The sequence below is a fragment of the Buttiauxella sp. A111 genome (assembly GCF_014189855.1).
GTDB classification, from domain to species: Bacteria; Pseudomonadota; Gammaproteobacteria; order Enterobacterales; family Enterobacteriaceae; genus Buttiauxella; species Buttiauxella selenatireducens.
Genome location: NZ_BJFN01000001.1, coordinates 136235 through 153433, shown reverse-complemented (window position 1 = coordinate 153433; position 17199 = coordinate 136235). Strand labels below are relative to the sequence as shown.

At 49.7% G+C, this 17199-nt stretch carries 20 protein-coding genes and 1 pseudogene; 12 read left to right on the top strand and 9 right to left on the bottom strand.

All coding sequences use genetic code 11. From position 1 onward, the window contains the following. Positions 1 to 105 precede the first annotated feature (105 nt). From BSPA111_RS00640 to BSPA111_RS00625, 4 genes are all read right to left on the bottom strand, one after another. The gene (locus BSPA111_RS00640) at positions 106 to 420 is read right to left on the bottom strand and encodes a BON domain-containing protein (protein ID WP_183269294.1); all 315 of its coding nucleotides are present in this window, start codon (positions 418 to 420) and stop codon (positions 106 to 108) included. A 235-nt stretch (positions 421 to 655) separates the two neighbouring features. After that, entirely contained in the window at positions 656 to 1792 is a 1137-nt protein-coding gene (locus tag BSPA111_RS00635) for an HlyD family secretion protein (protein ID WP_183269293.1), read from the bottom strand. Between the two features lie 4 nt (positions 1793 to 1796). Continuing rightward, positions 1797 to 2123 carry a DUF3302 domain-containing protein gene (locus tag BSPA111_RS00630; RefSeq protein ID WP_183269292.1) on the bottom strand — a complete coding sequence of 109 codons (327 nt, stop codon included), beginning with the start codon at positions 2121 to 2123 and terminating at the stop codon, positions 1797 to 1799. Between the two features lie 212 nt (positions 2124 to 2335). Then, positions 2336 to 2524: a YegP family protein gene (locus BSPA111_RS00625; protein ID WP_183270253.1), complete on the bottom strand. Its 189-nt coding sequence runs from the start codon at positions 2522 to 2524 to the stop codon at positions 2336 to 2338. Between the two features lie 166 nt (positions 2525 to 2690). Here BSPA111_RS00625 and BSPA111_RS00620 point away from each other — a divergent pair, with 166 nt between their 5' ends. After that, on the top strand, positions 2691 to 2864 hold the full coding sequence (locus tag BSPA111_RS00620; protein WP_183269291.1) for a GhoT/OrtT family toxin: 174 nt from the start codon (positions 2691 to 2693) through the stop codon (positions 2862 to 2864). Positions 2865 to 2894: 30 nt separating this feature from the next. Next, positions 2895 to 3209, top strand: a complete 315-nt coding sequence (gene yqfB, locus BSPA111_RS00615; RefSeq protein WP_183269290.1) for a N(4)-acetylcytidine aminohydrolase — start codon at positions 2895 to 2897, stop codon at positions 3207 to 3209. 44 nt (positions 3210 to 3253) lie between these two features. Here yqfB and BSPA111_RS00610 read toward each other — a convergent pair whose 3' ends face one another. Beyond that, a complete protein-coding gene (locus BSPA111_RS00610) occupies positions 3254 to 3469 on the bottom strand; it encodes a YdcH family protein (protein ID WP_183269289.1) in 216 nt (71 codons plus the stop codon). A gap of 274 nt (positions 3470 to 3743) precedes the next feature. Here BSPA111_RS00610 and BSPA111_RS00605 point away from each other — a divergent pair, with 274 nt between their 5' ends. The 3 genes from BSPA111_RS00605 to tsr all read left to right on the top strand — a co-directional run bounded on the left by BSPA111_RS00605 (position 3744) and on the right by tsr (position 6863). Continuing rightward, positions 3744 to 4505 (top strand): siderophore-interacting protein, encoded by a 762-nt coding sequence (locus BSPA111_RS00605; RefSeq protein ID WP_183269288.1) that lies wholly within the window; start codon positions 3744 to 3746, stop codon positions 4503 to 4505. 10 nt (positions 4506 to 4515) lie between these two features. Further along, positions 4516 to 5112 carry a PadR family transcriptional regulator gene (locus BSPA111_RS00600; protein WP_183269287.1) on the top strand — a complete coding sequence of 199 codons (597 nt, stop codon included), beginning with the start codon at positions 4516 to 4518 and terminating at the stop codon, positions 5110 to 5112. A gap of 86 nt (positions 5113 to 5198) precedes the next feature. Further along, the gene (gene tsr / locus BSPA111_RS00595; protein ID WP_183269286.1) at positions 5199 to 6863 is read left to right on the top strand and encodes a methyl-accepting chemotaxis protein; all 1665 of its coding nucleotides are present in this window, start codon (positions 5199 to 5201) and stop codon (positions 6861 to 6863) included. 43 nt (positions 6864 to 6906) lie between these two features. On the opposite strand, the gene BSPA111_RS00590 is transcribed toward tsr, so the two are convergent. The 3 genes from BSPA111_RS00590 to BSPA111_RS00580 are packed head-to-tail and all read right to left on the bottom strand — an operon-like array spanning position 6907 to position 8578. Further along, the gene (locus BSPA111_RS00590) at positions 6907 to 7956 is read right to left on the bottom strand and encodes a type II toxin-antitoxin system HipA family toxin (protein ID WP_183269285.1); all 1050 of its coding nucleotides are present in this window, start codon (positions 7954 to 7956) and stop codon (positions 6907 to 6909) included. Next, complete coding sequence (locus BSPA111_RS00585) at positions 7956 to 8270, bottom strand: HipA N-terminal domain-containing protein (protein WP_183269284.1); 315 nt, start codon at positions 8268 to 8270, stop codon at positions 7956 to 7958. Before BSPA111_RS00585 ends, BSPA111_RS00590 begins: the two co-directional genes overlap by 1 nt. Continuing rightward, positions 8255 to 8578, bottom strand: a complete 324-nt coding sequence (locus BSPA111_RS00580) for a helix-turn-helix domain-containing protein (RefSeq protein WP_221200548.1) — start codon at positions 8576 to 8578, stop codon at positions 8255 to 8257. The genes BSPA111_RS00585 and BSPA111_RS00580 overlap by 16 nt, the downstream gene beginning before the upstream one ends. 313 nt (positions 8579 to 8891) lie before the next feature. Here BSPA111_RS00580 and BSPA111_RS00575 point away from each other — a divergent pair, with 313 nt between their 5' ends. The 7 genes and pseudogenes from BSPA111_RS00575 to BSPA111_RS00540 all read left to right on the top strand — a co-directional run bounded on the left by BSPA111_RS00575 (position 8892) and on the right by BSPA111_RS00540 (position 16526). Next, positions 8892 to 9914, top strand: a complete 1023-nt coding sequence (locus tag BSPA111_RS00575; RefSeq protein WP_183269283.1) for an MsnO8 family LLM class oxidoreductase — start codon at positions 8892 to 8894, stop codon at positions 9912 to 9914. Positions 9915 to 9924: 10 nt separating this feature from the next. After that, positions 9925 to 11061 (top strand): amidohydrolase, encoded by a 1137-nt coding sequence (locus BSPA111_RS00570; RefSeq protein WP_183269282.1) that lies wholly within the window; start codon positions 9925 to 9927, stop codon positions 11059 to 11061. Between the two features lie 17 nt (positions 11062 to 11078). After that, positions 11079 to 13380: pseudogene (locus BSPA111_RS22545) on the top strand (NtaA/DmoA family FMN-dependent monooxygenase). Positions 13381 to 13390: 10 nt separating this feature from the next. Further along, entirely contained in the window at positions 13391 to 13894 is a 504-nt protein-coding gene (locus BSPA111_RS00555; RefSeq protein WP_183269279.1) for a GNAT family N-acetyltransferase, read from the top strand. Between the two features lie 9 nt (positions 13895 to 13903). Continuing rightward, the gene (locus BSPA111_RS00550) at positions 13904 to 14842 is read left to right on the top strand and encodes an amino acid ABC transporter permease (protein WP_183269278.1); all 939 of its coding nucleotides are present in this window, start codon (positions 13904 to 13906) and stop codon (positions 14840 to 14842) included. Beyond that, positions 14826 to 15620 (top strand): amino acid ABC transporter ATP-binding protein, encoded by a 795-nt coding sequence (locus BSPA111_RS00545; RefSeq protein ID WP_183269277.1) that lies wholly within the window; start codon positions 14826 to 14828, stop codon positions 15618 to 15620. Before BSPA111_RS00550 ends, BSPA111_RS00545 begins: the two co-directional genes overlap by 17 nt. A gap of 9 nt (positions 15621 to 15629) precedes the next feature. Continuing rightward, positions 15630 to 16526, top strand: coding sequence for a transporter substrate-binding domain-containing protein (locus tag BSPA111_RS00540; protein ID WP_183269276.1), 897 nt, complete (start codon positions 15630 to 15632; stop codon positions 16524 to 16526). A gap of 11 nt (positions 16527 to 16537) precedes the next feature. On the opposite strand, the gene BSPA111_RS00535 is transcribed toward BSPA111_RS00540, so the two are convergent. Continuing rightward, positions 16538 to 17116, bottom strand: coding sequence for a TetR/AcrR family transcriptional regulator (locus tag BSPA111_RS00535; protein WP_183269275.1), 579 nt, complete (start codon positions 17114 to 17116; stop codon positions 16538 to 16540). Positions 17117 to 17199: the final 83 nt, after the last annotated feature.

The window sequence follows — 17199 nt, the reverse complement described above, 5'->3', positions numbered from 1 at the left end:
CAATCCACCCCGTCAATTGCTTTTGGCGGGGTGGGTTATTAATTCAACGATGGATGAATACAATTTTTACTGACTTCATCATAATCTGAATAGACTGCGCGGTACTTACTTCACTATCAGAGCATTCTGAACAACCTGCACACCTTTAACCGTTTTTGTTACCGCAACGGCTTTATTTGCTTCTGCAGCTGAAGAGACAAAACCACTCAGCTGCACGCGGCCTTTAAATGTTTCAACACTAATATCTGTAGATTTGATTGATTTTTCACTCAGTAAAGCAGATTTGACTTTGGTAGTGACAACCGTGTCATCAATATAACCACCCGTGCTCTCTTTTTTAGCTGAACCGGCACAGCCTGTTAATACAACGGCGGCCAGGACAGCTGAGCAAAAAATAGAAACACGCTTTTTAATTGTCATTGTTTATATCCTTAAATGAGCAAATATTGTACGGCATATTTTATGTGATAATACGAAAGAAATCAGCCGTCTTGTTAAACAATATTTGCTGGATATATCGGTTTCAGGGGAGGAGTGTCAATCGAAAGCTTAATCGCCGGTCGCCGTAAATGTTCAGTGCTGTTTATAGGTACGGTTGCTGCAATGTAGCAGGTGACATTGCAGCAACCGGGGTTTAGCGTTTTTGCTATCGTACTTAGTGATCAAGATACAGATAGTGCATCCAGCTCGTCATTCGCAGTAGCACCTTACGCATCACAGAAACATGGGTAAAGTGGTCGGAATAGACCGCAACCTGGGCAAAAATACCATCCGGCAACTCATCGACTTGTGCATTTGGCGCAAGCTCAATGATCGCCAGCACGCCGTCACTTCCAGGGGTTAGCGTCAGTGATTGCAGCGTACCCTGGGCCTGATAAGAACCACCCGGGACGACAGGCAAAATAGTCGTGAGTTTTCCTGGGAAAACCTGCCCTGGCAACGCATTAAAGACCACTTCGGCTTCATCACCCGCTTCTAAACGTAACAACGAGTTCTGCCGGAATTGCGCGATGATTTGGCGTTTTTGTTTCGGAATAAACACCATCACCGGCCGTAACGGCAGGGCTGCCGCATATGTCCCCGGGCGGATCAGCACTTGTGTCACGTAGCCATCACTCGGTGCTCGAACAATGGTCTGATTGAGATTGTATTCTGCTTCATTCAGTTGGGCGCGTAAGCTGACAATTTGCGATTGCTCACCATTGACCATGCTGTCTAACTGACTTTTGATTTGCGACTGCTCGGCAACCGAACCTTTTACCAGTGCATCCTGAGCAAGGTAGTTCTGACGGGCGTTATCAATATCGCTCTCAGAAAAAGGGTTGACCCGCGCTTTACTGCCCTGAAGGTAACGTTGGTAATCTTTAAACAATCTGTCGCGTTCTGCACTAACACGGGTTGTGTTGGCAATGGCAGCATCAAGTTCCGACCTGAGTGACTCAGTGCCATGAATGGCAGTGGTCAAATCAGCCTTAAGTCTGTCGACTCGAGCCTGATAGCGAGTGGGCTCTAATTTAAATAGCACGTCTCCTTTTTTAATCATCGTATTTTGTTTATCGGTCACTTCACTCACAATCCCTGTCACTTGTGGTGTGATTGGAATTGAAATAACTGCTTTTTGCGCCAAAAAAGTATAAGGGTGGTTGTAGTTCATTAATAAAATCAGTGCGCCAATTAAAAATACCCCTCCCAATGCAGCGGTTGGTACTGTCCATTTATTTACAGGTATTTTAAATATTTTGAATATTGACCATGCAATAGCTACATATGTCAGGATAATGAGTAAATCCATGATATTACTCCGATGGAGTTATTTTATTGTCGCCTAACTTTTGCTCCAGCTCAGAAACCCTTTGCTGTAACGAAGCCAATGAAATCTCTGAGTTTTGCTGCATTCCCCAGCCACGTTCAGGACGATAGAGCGTGGCCCAAATCCATAAGAATGGCCATATAACATGCAAGGTAAACAAGCTCACCCAACCGGCGACGTGGATAGCATCGGCGTGGGGGTGATTACGAGCTTTAGCAATAAGATAAGGAATGTCGTGAAGAATAATGATCCCGTAAAAAATAACGAGGAAGACAAAAATAAGCACGCCGAGCGCGAAGTAATTAAGGAACATAATGACCTCATACAAATAACTACAGTTCTTTACTAAAGATAGTCGCTATCTATACTACGGGTAATGAATTATGTAAATTTACTCTTTTGCTTTAAATTCCACATGTTATGAGGTAATTCCACATCTTATGAGGTGGATGGCGCCGGTGTATATCTCTGCACTAATCATTTATGTGTATAAACGCTGCGCCATCCAGGATTTTCTCTCGCTGTTTACTCCGTTTCGTCGCGAATATCGGTAGTGGCTCCATTCTTCTGCACCGACTCAATTCCTTTTTGCGCGGCAGCTTTCGACGAATACATCTCGCTTTGGGCAATAATCTGTCCGTTTGATGCCTTTAACACGAAATAAAATGGCTCAGCAGTCGCTTTCGTTGATTTCTTTAAAACGTAGTGTCCCATAAAAAATCTCCGCTTTACCCCAGACCCTTTGTCTGTGGAATAGGGTAAATATAGTGCATTCACCAGGCGAGGCGGAACGTGGGAGAAAGTGGTGGCAAAAGCTTGATCTGCGTCATAAATAAGAGCATATTTTGCGGCAGGTTTTTCAGATTTCAAATTTATAAAAATGACCCTTTATCAGAGTATGTTAGTTTTTTATGCCGTGATGTCGTTAATAACTGGTTTTATCACCTGGTTTTTGGCTAAAGATACGAAACGAATTAAACTGTTGAGTTCTGTGCTGGTGGGAGCCACCTGGCCGATGAGTTTTCCGGTCGCTTTAATGTTCTCGCTGTTCTAATTTTCTTTACGTTTTTTACCTGGATGCGCAATGAATGACATTACTTTTTTTCAGCGTTTTGAGAGTGATATCGTAGCCGGTCACAAAACCATTACGCTACGTGACGCCTCTGAATCACACTTTACGACGGGCCAGCACTTGCGCGTCGGGCGTTACGAAGATGACGTCTATTTTTGCACTATTGAAGTTATCAGCGTGACGCCGGTGATGCTCGACGAACTGACGGAAGAGCATGCTCGCCAGGAAAATATGACGCTGCCTCAGCTTAAAGAGGTGATTGCTGATATTTATCCGGGTTTGACGGCGCTTTATGCGATTGTTTTTAGGTTGGTTACAGCAGCTTAAAAAACAAAGGAAGGGGAGTTTCCCCTTCCTGAATACGCCCCTGGTTATTGACTCGCTTTCTTCAACATCTGATACAACTCATCTTTTAGCCGCAACTTCTCTTTTTTCATCTGTACGACTCTTTCGTTGTATCCCGTCCCTTGCGGCCCTCCCTTGCGTAAAATTTCATCGTCGAGCTGATTGTGCTTGTCAAACAAGCTGAGGAAACGCGGGTTAGCGGATTTTAATTCGTTAATCAATTCACGGTACTCAGGAAACATTGCAAACCTCCTGGACTGTTATTTGGGGTAGGTGATGAATGGTATATGACCTGGCAGTTGCTGCCACTTGCAGTGTAGGCACCGCTGGCTGCGAATTGGAAGCATCGCTTGGTAAGGGTTTGTCAATTTGCGATCCACGAGGCGCGTTAACAATTTCGAATAGAATTTCGCCACTTCACACCTTGCGTAACGGCAAAAATTGATAACGACAATCTCAATTGCATGTGCTAAAACATAGTTATGATATATCTTAGAAATGCAAAGTGAGAACCGAATGACCTTACAAACTAAACCTAATCTTCCTCAACGCGTAAAAAACGACCTCAAATTCCGTCAGTTAACCGTCAAAAGCAAAGAGACCGTTGCGGGGTGTTTTTATCGCATTGTTTTTAGCAGTCCAGAATTAGCGGGGTTCACCTCTCGGGGATTTGATGACCATGTGAAAGTGTTTTTCCCGCCGGAAGACGGTGATTTTATTCGTCCGTCAGTGACTGACGACGGAATTGTATGGGGAGAAGACCAGCGTCCACTCTCTCGCGATTACACACCGCTGGCATTTGATGCCACGCGTAACGAATTGACGCTGGATTTCTACATTCACGACGGTGGCGTCGCAAGCCAGTGGGCTGGAAACGCAACTGTTGGCGACACGCTCTTAATTGGCGGGCCACGCGGTTCACTGGTGGTTCCGACCGATTACTCATTCCAGCTCTACATCTGTGATGAAAGCGGTTTGCCTGCCGTTCGCCGTCGTCTGCTGTCATTACCAGAACATATTGTTCCCACTGTGCTGGTTAACAGCCATCACGCGCAAAGCCTCGAGTATCTGTGTGAGTTTCAGCACGCGCATATTCACAGGTTTGATACCGAATCTATCGCTAAACACATCAGCACGATTGACTTCCCAGAGAGCGACTATTTTGTCTGGGTCACCGGAGAAGGTCACGATGTGAAACAACTGAGCGATGCATTGCTGGAAACTCACGGTCTGGACGCGGATTACGTGCGTGCTGTGGCTTACTGGCATCATAAATAAGGAAACTGATATGAGAATCCATCAACTACATCAACAATTTTGTGCGAAACATGAACGCCACGAAAGACACGGTTTGCATGGTGGTCATCACGGCCATGACCATAACGAAAAGGGTTGTATGGGCGGCGGTAAAGGTCGCATGCGCCGCGAACGCCTGTTTGATGCCAACGACATCCGTCTGCTGATCCTCCATTTCCTCTCAAGCCACACCGCGCACGGTTACGAGTTGATCAAATCTATTGAGGCGATTGCAAAAGGCGAATATGTCCCAAGTCCCGGGATTATCTATCCGAACCTCTCTTTGCTTGAGGAGATGGGGTTGATTACGGCCGTGCAAAGCGACAGCAGTAAGAAAGCGTGGATGCTGACTGAAGAAGGGCACACGTCACTGGCAGAACAGCAAGATGAACTCAGCCATGTGATTGCACGTCTGGAGTCGTTAGGTGTACTGGGGGATAACCGCCGTATCCCGGAAATACAGCGGGCGATTCATAATTTCAAAGTTGCGCTTAACACTAAACTCGGCCAAACCGATCTACCTAAAGAGACGTTGTACAGCATCATCGATACGTTAGATCAGGCGGCTAAAGACATCGAACGGAGTTAATTTCTCTTTTTCTCTGCAATGAAGCATAAAGTTTTGAGTGTATTTGCCGAAACTCTATGCTTCTGTTGTCATGAGAACGAAAGAGCATGTTAAATCGCATAAAAGTTGTAACCAGTCTTCTCTTTGTGCTGGGTTTATTTGGTGTCTTACAGATGACGTCCGGTGGGTTGTTCTTCAACGCGCTAAAAAACGACAAAGAAAACTTCACGGTGCTGCAAACCATTCGCCAGCAGCAGTCCACGCTCAACGGTAGCTGGGTGGCGTTATTGCAAACCCGTAACACGCTAAACCGTGCGGGCATCCGTCATATGATGGATACCAACAATATTGGTAGCGGCGCGACGGTAAATGAGCTGATGCTCATCGCCAGCCAATCGTTAAAACAGGCTGAAAAAGAGTGGGCTGAGTATGAAGCATTGCCTCACGACCCACGTCAAAGCGAACAATCCATTAATGAAATCAAGCGTAATTACGATATTTACCACGGCGCACTTGCTGAGCTGATTCAATTGTTGGGTGCGGGGAAAATTAACGAATTCTTCGATCAACCTACGCAGAAATACCAGGATGGCTTTGAGAAAGAGTACGTCAGTTATCTGCAACAAAATGACCAGCTGTATCAACAAGCGGTAGACGACAATAATCAGTCTTACTCGCAGGCTATTTGGATCCTTATTGTGATTCTGGCCCTGGTTGCGGCGGCGATTGTCACCGTCTGGCTGGGCATCAAGAAAACCCTGATTGAACCGCTGCATCGCCTGATTGAAAGCATTCGTCATATTGCCAGCGGTGACCTGGTGCGGACGATTGATGTGGAAGGCACCAATGAGATGGGGCAACTGGCCGCCACCCTACGCCACATGCAGTCTGAACTGATGAGCACGGTAAGTGATGTGCGTCATGGCGCGAACGCGATTTATAGCGGTGCCAGTGAAATTTCTATCGGTAACAATGATCTTTCTTCCCGTACTGAGCAGCAAGCCGCTTCGCTTGAAGAAACGGCCGCCAGCATGGAAGAGTTAACCGCGACGGTGAAACAGAATGCGGAAAATGCACGCCAGGCCAGCCAACTGGCGTTGAGTGCTTCCGAAACCGCGCAGAAGGGCGGCAAAGTGGTGGATAACGTGGTGCGCACCATGAACGACATCGCCAGCAGCTCGAAGAAAATTGCTGACATTACTAGCGTCATTGATGGTATTGCCTTCCAGACCAACATCCTGGCACTGAATGCTGCTGTTGAAGCCGCACGTGCGGGTGAGCAAGGGCGTGGTTTTGCGGTGGTTGCCGGTGAAGTGCGTAATCTGGCGCAGCGCAGTGCGCAGGCTGCCAAAGAGATCAAAGGCCTGATCGAAGATTCCGTCAGCAAAGTGGATACCGGTTCAACGCTGGTTGAAAGTGCGGGCGAAACCATGGGTGAAATTGTTAATGCGGTGACCCGCGTGACCGATATCATGGGCGAGATCGCGTCGGCATCCGATGAGCAAAGCCGTGGGATCGACCAGGTTGGGCTGGCGGTTTCTGAAATGGACCGTGTTACGCAGCAGAACGCCGCATTGGTTGAAGAGTCTGCCGCAGCCGCTTCAGCACTTGAAGAACAGGCCAGCCGTCTGACTCAGGCCGTTGCTGTATTTCGTATTAACCAGGAAGTAAGAACTGAATCCCGCAGCGTCGAGCCAAAACTCACACTTGCACCGACGATGATTCGTAAGACCGCCGTCAGCGAGTCAAACGAGAATTGGGAAACGTTTTAAGTCTTCAGGCGGGTAAGCATCGTATTACCCGCCATTTTTGACATTAAATCTGCGCTTCATCCAGACGCATCAACCGATCCAGCCGCTGGTGGTAACAACGCAGCGTTGCTTCCACATCTTTTACGGGCATAAACGAATCACGGTATACCGCATCCACAATGCGACTCTCTTTTTGCAAATCGTGAAGCAATTTAACGATGAGTTTATCCGTCATGCCCATACTCAAACCGAGCGCATGAAAATCCATACCGAGATATTCGCCATAAGCCGTTTTAAAACCCGGTGCCAGTTCGCGGTCGCCTTCTTCACATGATAATAGCGGCAGTGCCATAAACCCCGAGCTAAAAATAGCGGGATAGGGTGCAACAGAAACAAAATCATAAACCGGTGAGAGCGACGGCTCGCCGATTCGCGGGTGAATCAAGCCGAAATTACGCAGGTGCATATCGTTGTTACCCAACAAATAGGCATACGCAATGCGTCGGAACAGATCGATTTTAAACGCGATGTTGCTATTCACATGTTGAGTCAGAAACTCAGCCAACTGCTGATAACTCACATACTGCTTTCCGTCACTGCCCGTTTTCCCGTACTTTTCGCCCACATTCATCGCCGCATCAAGCTGTTCCTGATGAATGGCCGCACCGGTTTGTCTGTCCCGGTCAAAACGGCGGATAACAAAGGCTAATTCGCGGGGGCCATCCTGCTCGGGCGCAAAACTCACCAGGCCGTGTGGCGGCACGTCAAACCCCAGCCGAGCCATCAGCGTCATGGTGGCGTGTTCATTCTCGGCCAGATGGGGGAATTCCGCGGGAGAGGGTTTGAGAATGTACTCACCCTGGTGTTCAACCACGGCAAATTCCCCATCCTGCACAACCATCTGAAGCTTAGGTTGATACCCTGAGATACTCATGCCGCGCTGGGCTTTCGGCAATTCATGAATAAATTCACTGCGCGTAAAACTCAGTTTAGGGTTCACTTTGCCGGAGCCAGTCAGATGTCTCAGACCTTTGGTCGAATAACCGGACTCTTGCTCTTTGGCCAGCACCAGCGGAGTTAAAAGAATGTGGCAACGCGGGGGTAATCCCATCATTAATCCTCCTGAATGTTGACCAGTTGCACTGCACCTATCAGGTTTTTACCGTTATCGATAAGCATCCCGAGAAGGTCATGTTCGTCGCGCTGTTGCAGTTGGCTGTAACGCTTTTTCAACCACCCCTCGGGCGCCAGAGAGGAGAAGAAAGGGGGTAAGGTTTGGCTGCGAAAACGGCCGACACGCACCGGCAAGCTCAGCGACAGCGGCGGGCCGATATAGTCAGCGCGATAACTAAATTCATAACCGTCGTCATCCTGGCGCAATTCGCCCACCGGCTCGCCGTATAACCACACCTCTACACGGCGGCGCATAGCTTCACACCTAATGCTTCAGCTACGCGTAACACGGTGCCAAATTTGACCTGCTCGGGATCTTTAAACAGACGTTTGAGCGTTGAAGCTGACACCCCGGTTTGTAGCTCAAGAGTCGCAAGATCGATATCCAGCGCTTTGCGGCGCAGGTTCAGTTTTTGCCCCAGTTGTGCTGAGGTCGCGATAACCTGATCTTCGATCAGGCTATCTGATTCTTGCGCACGTAACGTCACTGCTTTTTTTACGTCATTCAATAATTCGCTCATGGCATGCAGTTTGTCTGCGAGCGTGTCATTGTCGTAGTTCATATGTGACCCAAATTTAATTTTAAATCCGTAAATATTCTATATATGGTCCATTGATGTCAGTATAAATCAAAAATAACCCTTAGATTCTATTTTATTTAAAAAATGGTTCATATACGGACTTTTTACAATGCCATGGGTCAAAAAGAGTCTTTTTTGTTCCTGGATTAATAATTTTAGACCCTTTATGAGCTATCTGGTGACGGCGAAAGCTGGCTTATCCAGTTTTTGGCTAACGAAATGTAAATTAATTGTTTCACTCATATGAACGGAAACCTTATTAATGAAGGCATGTTAATCAACACGAGTTTGTTGCATGTCATATCGAATCAGCCTGCTGGATAAAAGCCCGGTCGCGAAGGACGAGACTCCTGGCGACGCCCTGAAACACACGCTGCATCTGGCTCAACTTGCAGAGGCCTGGGGTTATCACCGCTTCTGGATTGCCGAGCACCATAACACCTCAAGGCTGGCAAGCCCGTCGCCGGAACTGCTTATTGCATGGATAGTCGGGCAAACCCAGCATATTCGTGTCGGTTCAGGTGGGGTGATGTTGCAACATTACAGCCCTTACAAAGTGGCGGAAAACTTCAATCTGTTGGCAAGCCTTGCGCCAGGGCGTGTTGATCTCGGTGTGGGAAAAGCGCCAGGCGGTTTACCCCTGTCTACCCAGGCGTTGCAGCGCGGTGGGCAGGATAAAGCGTCGTTTGCCGACAAACTCACCGAGCTTGATAACTGGCTTACGTTGCCTGCCGCACCAGACGAAGAAGAAACCTTACGAGCCACACCGGTTCCTGCGCGCGGCGCCGATCGCTTTTTGCTGGGGGCAAGCCTTGAAAGTGCAGCCCTTGCTGCAAGCCTTGACTGGAACTTCGTTTATGCCGCTCACCTGAATGGCGATAAAAACTTAATGCGCCAGGTGCTTACTGCCTGGAGCAGTAAATGCCAGCGCGACACGGTGGTGGCCGTGCAGGTGATTGTCGCCGCGGACGAAGAAAAAGCAGCTGAACTGGCAAGCCAGGTGGAAATCTGGAGCGTTGAGCTGGAAAACAGCCAGCGTGTCAGCGTTGCAAGCGTTGCCCAGGCGCACGCATTTTCTCGCCAGGCGGGCAGTGCTATCAAACGTATTGAACGCCGCGAACCTTCGTTGCTGAAAGGTACCGCACAGACGGTTCATGCGGGTCTTGCGGCACTGAGCCAGGAATTTGGTATCGACGAATTCATTATTGATACCCCCATTACCGATCCCATCGCACGTTTACAGTCGTTGCGTTTGTTGGCAGGCGTTGAGCAGACGAAGCCAGTGTCTGATTTTGCTGCCGAACATGAAGCCTGGTAAGGGGAAGCCAATGACATTCGCCCCGCAGACATTCAAAGAACAGCTCATCGACTGGCGACGCGAGTTGCACCAAAACCCGGAGTTATCCGGGCAGGAAGTTGCGACCACCTCGCGCATACGTCACTGGCTGGAGACAGCTGGATTGCGACTGTTGCCTTATCAACTTGCAACCGGAGTGGTGGCAGAAGTCGGGCAAGGGGAAAAGGTGATTGCGCTGCGTGCCGATATTGACGCGCTGCCCATTCAGGAAACCAGTGGCGTGCCGTTTAGTTCACGACGCGATGGCGTGATGCATGCCTGCGGGCATGATGTTCACAGCAGCGTCATGCTCGGGGCCGCACTGCTGTTAAAAGAACGGGAGGCGAAATTATCCGGGCGCGTCCGTCTGTTGTTTCAACCGGCGGAAGAAAACTTCACGGGGGCGAAGGCGCTGATTAAGGCTGGTGCGCTGGAAAACGTGTCCGCTATTTTTGGCATGCATAACGAGCCTGGCTTACCGGTAGGCACTTTTGCCACAAGAGGCGGCGCATTCTATGCCAACGTCGATCGTTTCGTGTTACGGGTGCGGGGCAAAGGCGCTCATGCCGCACGACCACAAGAAGGTAATGACGCCATTGTAATTGCCAGCCAGCTGGTGTTGGCATTGCAAACTATTGCCAGTCGCAATATCGATACGCTGGATTCTGTCGTGGTCAGTGTGACGCGAATACAAGGGGGAAATACCTGGAATGTGTTGCCGGAAAGTGTCGAACTGGAAGGAACAGTGCGCACGCATCGCGCCGATATTCAGCAACAGGTAGAGAAGCGCATCAGTGAGATTGCAGCCGGTTTAGCCAGTGCGTTTGGCGCACAAATTGAAGTGGAATGGTTCAACGGGCCAATCACATTGAATAACGATGATAAATGGGCGGCATTTGCGATGCAGGCCGCAAAAGATGCGGGTTACCAGACACAAACCTCTGAACTGCATATGGGCGGCGAAGATTTTGCCGTTTATTTGCAAACGATCCCTGGTGCGTTTGTCAGCATTGGCAGCAACAGCACTTACGGGTTACATCATTCGGCTTTTAATCCGGATGAAGCATTAATTGAAGATGCAGCAAGATATTTCGCCACGCTTGCTGAACAGGCGCTACTCGCAAACTAAATATTCGGAGCATAAATATGTCAAACAACAGACAATTGCGTCTGGGAACCATCCTGCATGGCGCTTCCGGAAATATGTCGGCATGGCGCCATCCGGCGGCTATTCCCGATGCCAGTATTAATTTTGATTTTGTAAAAGAGACAGCTTTAAAAGCCGAGCAGGGCAAACTCGATTTTTTATTTGTCGCTGACGGCTTATATATCAATGAAAAATCTATTCCTCATTTTTTGAATAGATTCGAGCCATTAACGGTGCTGTCGGCATTAGCCAGCGTCACCACGCATTTAGGGTTGGTCGGGACGCTGTCGACATCCTATAGCGAACCCTTCACCGTGGCGCGCCAGTTTGCCAGCCTTGACCATTTAAGCAAAGGGCGCGCGGGCTGGAACGTGGTGACTTCACCGCTGGAAGGCTCGGCAAAGAACTTCTCTCGTGACAAACATCCAGAACATGCACTGCGTTATCGCATTGCCGATGAATATCTGGATGTCGTGAAAGGGCTATGGGACTCCTGGGAAGAAGACGCGTTTATTCGTGATAAAGCCAGCGGACATTTCTTTGACCCTAAAAAATTGCACACGCTGAATCATCATGGCGATTTCTTTAAAGTTGCAGGGCCGCTGAATATTTCCCGCACACCGCAAGGTCGGCCAATTGTATTCCAGGCTGGCGCATCAGATGACGGTAAGAAATTAGCTGCACATCACGCTGACGCTATTTTTACTCATCACGACACGCTTGAAGAAGCGCAGCATTTTTATCGTGATGTAAAAGGGCAACTGGAGAGTCATGGTCGCCATAACGATGATTTGAAAATATTCCAGGGCGTGAGTGTGATAGTCGGCAGCGATGCTGAAGACGTAGAACACCAATATCAAACCACTGCGGCACTGGTGTCGATAGAAGACGCACTGAATTATCTTGGCCGCTATTTCGAGCATCACGATTTCAGCCAATACCCGCTTGATGAGCCGTTCCCTGATATCGGCGACCTGGGGCAGAACAGCTTCCGCAGTACCACTGATGAAATTAAACGTAACGCCCGTGAACGCAATCTGACCTTGCGCCAGGTCGCACTGGAAGCGGCATCCCCACGACCGCGTTTTGCGGGCACCGCCCAACAAGTCGCTGACGGATTACAGCAGTGGTTCGAAAGCCATGCCGCCGACGGTTTTATCATTCAGGGCGGTACACCCGATACCTTCCCACGCTTTGTGGATGAAGTGGTGCCGGTGCTGCAAGCGCGTGGTTTATTCCGCAAGGAATATCCGGGCACGACGCTGCGTGAAACGTTGGGGTTAGCTGAACCGAGCTATCAATTTAAAAAGTCATCACTTTAAAAACCAACCATTTAAAACACACAACAATAAAAGAGAACCTGCTATGCAAAAATCATCGCTCATCCTTGCAATCGCTCTGGCACTTTCCTCTGCACAAACACTGGCACAGGACGTCACGATTAACGGCACCGGCGTCAGTATTGAAGCCAATAAAACGCCCATCAATACCGTGGTGAACCCACAGGCTGTCGCACAGCTGCCAAAAGATTATCGCTTTGCCGTACCGGGTAAATTCACTGTGGCGGTCGCCGGGCTCAATCAACCGCCGCTGACGGTATTTTCTGACGACAACAAAACGCTGCTCGGTAGCGAAGTGGATATTGCCCGTCTGGTGGCAGACAGCTTAGGGCTTGAGCTCAACGTGGTGCCGACGTCATGGGAGGACTGGCCGCTAGGTGTGGCGTCGGGCAAATACGACGCGGCCATCAGCAATATTACTGTGACTAAAGATCGCAAACAGAAATTCGACTTTGCGACCTACCGTAAAGACTCGCTCGGTTTCTACGTGAAAGCAGACAGCCCATTTAAAACGATTGAGAAAGCAGAAGATATCGCCGGATTGCGCATTATCGTTGGCTCCGGAACTAATCAGGAATCTATTTTGTTGGCGTGGAACGAAGCAAACCTGAAGAAAGGGCTTAAACCTTTCACGCCGGTTTACACCAAAGACGATGCCGCACAAACCCTGGCTTTACAGTCTGGCCGAGCTGACGCGTACTTTGGCCCGAACGTCATCGGCGCATGGAAAGCAGCGCTCAATCAGAAAACAAAGTTAGTTGGCGTAGTTGATGGCGGTTGGCCGAAAGCAGCGCATATCGCTGTTACGCTGAAAAAAGAGAGCGGCCTGGTTGAACCGGTACAAACCGCGCTCAATGGCGTTATTAAAAACGGCGATTACAACAAAGTACTGAGCCGCTGGGGGGAAAGCGTTGAGAAAATCCCTGCATCCGAAATTAACCCTGATGGTCTGGGCGATTAAGGAGCGGTCTATGCGCGAACAATTTCGTGATGTTTCCCCGGAAGCACCGGAGCTCCAGCCGATTATTACCGGTTTATTTGGCGAGTATGAGGCGCGTTATGGGGACTATTTTTCCCGTGACGCCGAAGTGGAACTCACCGAGTGGTATCTGGCACCGCAAGGGTTATTCATTGTTCTGGAACGAGATGGCGAGATTATTGCCACCGGTGCGTATAAGCCATTCGATGAACATACCGCTGAAATCAAACGTATCTGGACTCATTCCTCATTGCGCAAACAAGGGATTGCGCAGCGCATGATGCGTGAACTGGAAAGCAGGGCGCAGATTGCCGGTTACAGCCACGTTTATCTGACCACCGGTTTTCGTCAGCCGGAAGCGGTGAAGCTTTATCTGAGCCTCGGCTATCAACCGCAGTTCGATATTCAACGCAACCCCGAAGAGTACAGCGTGGCACCGTTCGACGGGCGCCTGCGTTTTACCAAAACGCTGGCTCGTCTGAGCAAAACGGCCTGAGGAATGATCATGACTAGACTATCAACCCCACCATCAACCATTAAAGTCGTTCCGGCGCGTTATCCGCTACGAACACTGGGCGCGGTTGTCGCACTGTTTGTGCTGGCGATTGTTATTCAGTCGGTGGCGTTTAACCCACGCTGGGAGTGGAGCGTGTTTGCGCGCTGGTTCTTCGACCCAGTCATCCTTGAGGGGCTGGCGCAAACCTTACTGTTGACGCTGATTGGCACCGTGCTCAGCGTGATATTGGGTGGTTTGCTGGCGCTCGCCAGGCTTTCATCGTCATGGCTGCTCAATAGCCTGGCGTGGGGTTATATCTGGCTGTTTCGATCGCTGCCGCTGATCGTGGTGCTGATCATTCTCTATAACTTCTCGTATCTCTACGACACGCTCTCAATTGGTATCCCGTTTACTCAGATAAGCTGGGGAAGTTACCAGACGATTAACGTGCTCGGGCAGTTTTCTACCGCTGTGGTGGGGCTGACGCTTGTGCAAAGCGCTTATACCGCTGAGATTATTCGCGGCGGCTTTTTGGGTGTCGATCACGGCCAGTATGAAGCGGCAGCGGCATTAGGATTACCCGCATGGCGACGCACGCTGCGCATTATTTTGCCACAGGCGCTACGCACTATTTTACCGTCCGGTTTCAACGAGATTATCAGTCTCGCGAAAGGCACGGCGATGGTTTACGTGCTGGCAATGCCGGAGCTGTTCTACACCATTCAGATGATCTACAACCGCACCCAGGAAGTTATTCCACTGCTGATGGTCGGTGCGGCGTGGTATCTGGTTATCACCAGCGTGTTGTCCCTCATTCAGCATCTGGTTGAACGTTGGCTGGCACGCAGTGAACGCCGCTCGGCGATCAATCAGCAAAATCCAGTTCGCCACTCATCTCGTCAGCCTGTGCTGCACACTCAGGAGGCCGCTCATGTCCCACTTCCATAGCCAAACAAGCCATAATCAAACCGGCCACATTTCGATTACCGGCGTCAGTAAATTTTTTGGCCGCCATAAAGCACTGGATAACATTTCTCTGGAGCTGGAACCCGGCTCCGTGACGGTGATTCTGGGGCCGTCTGGCTCGGGTAAATCCACGCTGCTGCGCGCCATTAACCACCTTGAGCGCGTTGATGAAGGCTTTATTCAGATTGATGGCGATTACATTGGCTATCGTCAGGCGGGCGATAAGCTGTACGAACTGAAAGAAAAGGAGATCCTGCGCCAGCGCGTGAACGTGGGTTATGTGTTCCAGAACTTCAATTTATTCCCGCATCTCACGGTACTGGAAAACCTGATTGAAGCACCGATTGCCCATAAACAGCTCAATCGTAAGCAAGCGATTGAACAGGCTTATGAGTTGCTGGATGTCGTTGGGTTACGCAATAAAGCGGATGCCTGGTCGCGTCATCTTTCCGGCGGGCAACAGCAGCGTATTGCTATTGCTCGTGCACTGGCACTGCGTCCTCGCGTGATGCTGTTTGATGAGCCGACTTCTGCACTCGACCCGGAGCTGGTGGGGGAAGTGCTCGATGTGATTAAAAAACTGGCACGTTCAGGTACTACGCTGGTGGTCGTGACGCATGAAATCGGTTTTGCCCGGGAAGTGGCGGATAACGTGGTGTTTATGGTGGACGGCAAAATTGTGGAGCAAGGTAGCAGTGACGAGGTGCTTAACCATCCGCAACACTCACGAACGCGTCAGTTTTTATCTAAGGTTCTATAAGGAGCAGGCATGAAATTTGTCCCACTGGCGCTGTTGATGATGAGCACAACGCTTTACGCACAAGGAAGTCTTGATCTCAAGGCGAATGAACAACCGATTCATGCCGCTAAAGACCCGATTGCTATCAGCAAAATTCCGCAGGGCTATCAGTTTGTTGAACCGGGTACGCTAACGGTGGCGATTTCCGCGCTCAACTCACCGCCGCTGGCAATGCTGGCCAGTGATAATCGCACAAGGATCGGCAGCGATCCGGATATCGCGCGGCTGCTGGCCGATAGTTTAGGGCTGAAACTCAAACTGGTCCCGACAGCATGGGAAGACTGGCCGCTTGGGATTACTTCCGGGCGCTACGATGTGGCGCTGGTGAACATAGCGGTAACCGAGCAGCGTAAAACGAAATTCGATTTCGCGACCTATCGCGTCGATTCGCTGGCGTTCTCGGTAAAATCAGACAGTCCGATTCAGAAAATCAGCGGGCCAACAGACGTTGCGGGTTTACGCATCATTTTAGGTTCTGGCACCAATCAGGAAAAAATCCTGTTGGGTTGGAATGAAATTAATGAACGCGAAGGGCGCAAACAGGCACAACCGATTTATCTGACGGATGACGCTTCCGGCAATTTGTATATTCAGGCGGGTCGCGCGGATGCCACTTTTGGTCCGCAAAGTGTGGCAGCTTATAAAGCGGCACTGACCGGAACCACACGGGTTGTCGGGCTGGGTCCGAAAAAGGCGTATGTTGCCACTACCACCAAAAAAGGGAATGGGTTGGTATACGCGCTGCAAGCTGCACTGGATGGCACGGTGAAACGCGGTGAATACCAACAAGTGCTGGATCGCTGGGGAGAAAAGGGCGAAGAAGTGGCTACGTCTGAGGTGAATCCGCCTGGGATTACCTATCCGTAGCACTTTGCCGATTAAGCCAATAGCGCCAGGCTTACAAAGCCATGAATATCTTCCAATGCCTGTTCGCGTGCGAGCGGCGCACTGTCGATAATCAGTTGATCCGAATACCCGTTCAGCAACGATCCTAGCTGACGGGTAACGCGCCCGACATCGGTCTGGCGAAACACTCCGCTTTGAATACCCGCCTCGATAATGCTCGCCAGCAAAGCGTCCCATTTTTCCGTAAGCCGCAGCGCAAAATCGGCATACACCGTGTTATGTACCGCAAGACGCCACAATGAACCGTACAACTCCCACGCCGCGTCTGCGCGGTCAGGCAAATAATCATCGATGAAAATGTTCAGCCCGCGTTCTGGGGCTACGGTGCGGGTCTTTTGCGTAAAAGATTCCAGTTCCGCATACATAAAGCGTGAAAAGGCCTCAATACACAGTGTCTGCCAGTCGGGAAAGTAGTGATAAATATGGCTACGGGCAATGCCGACACTTTCTGTTAACTCGCGCGTGGTGACCTTTTCCACCCCTTTTTCGGTGAACAATACGATCGCCGCATCAAGAATATTCTCTTTTAGAACAGATGCTTTTTCTTTCATCACAGTACCTTCGTTGACTTTGAGCAAGTGCTCAAATAGAATCTTTTCATTCTTGAGCAACCGCTCAAGGATAACAATCTAAG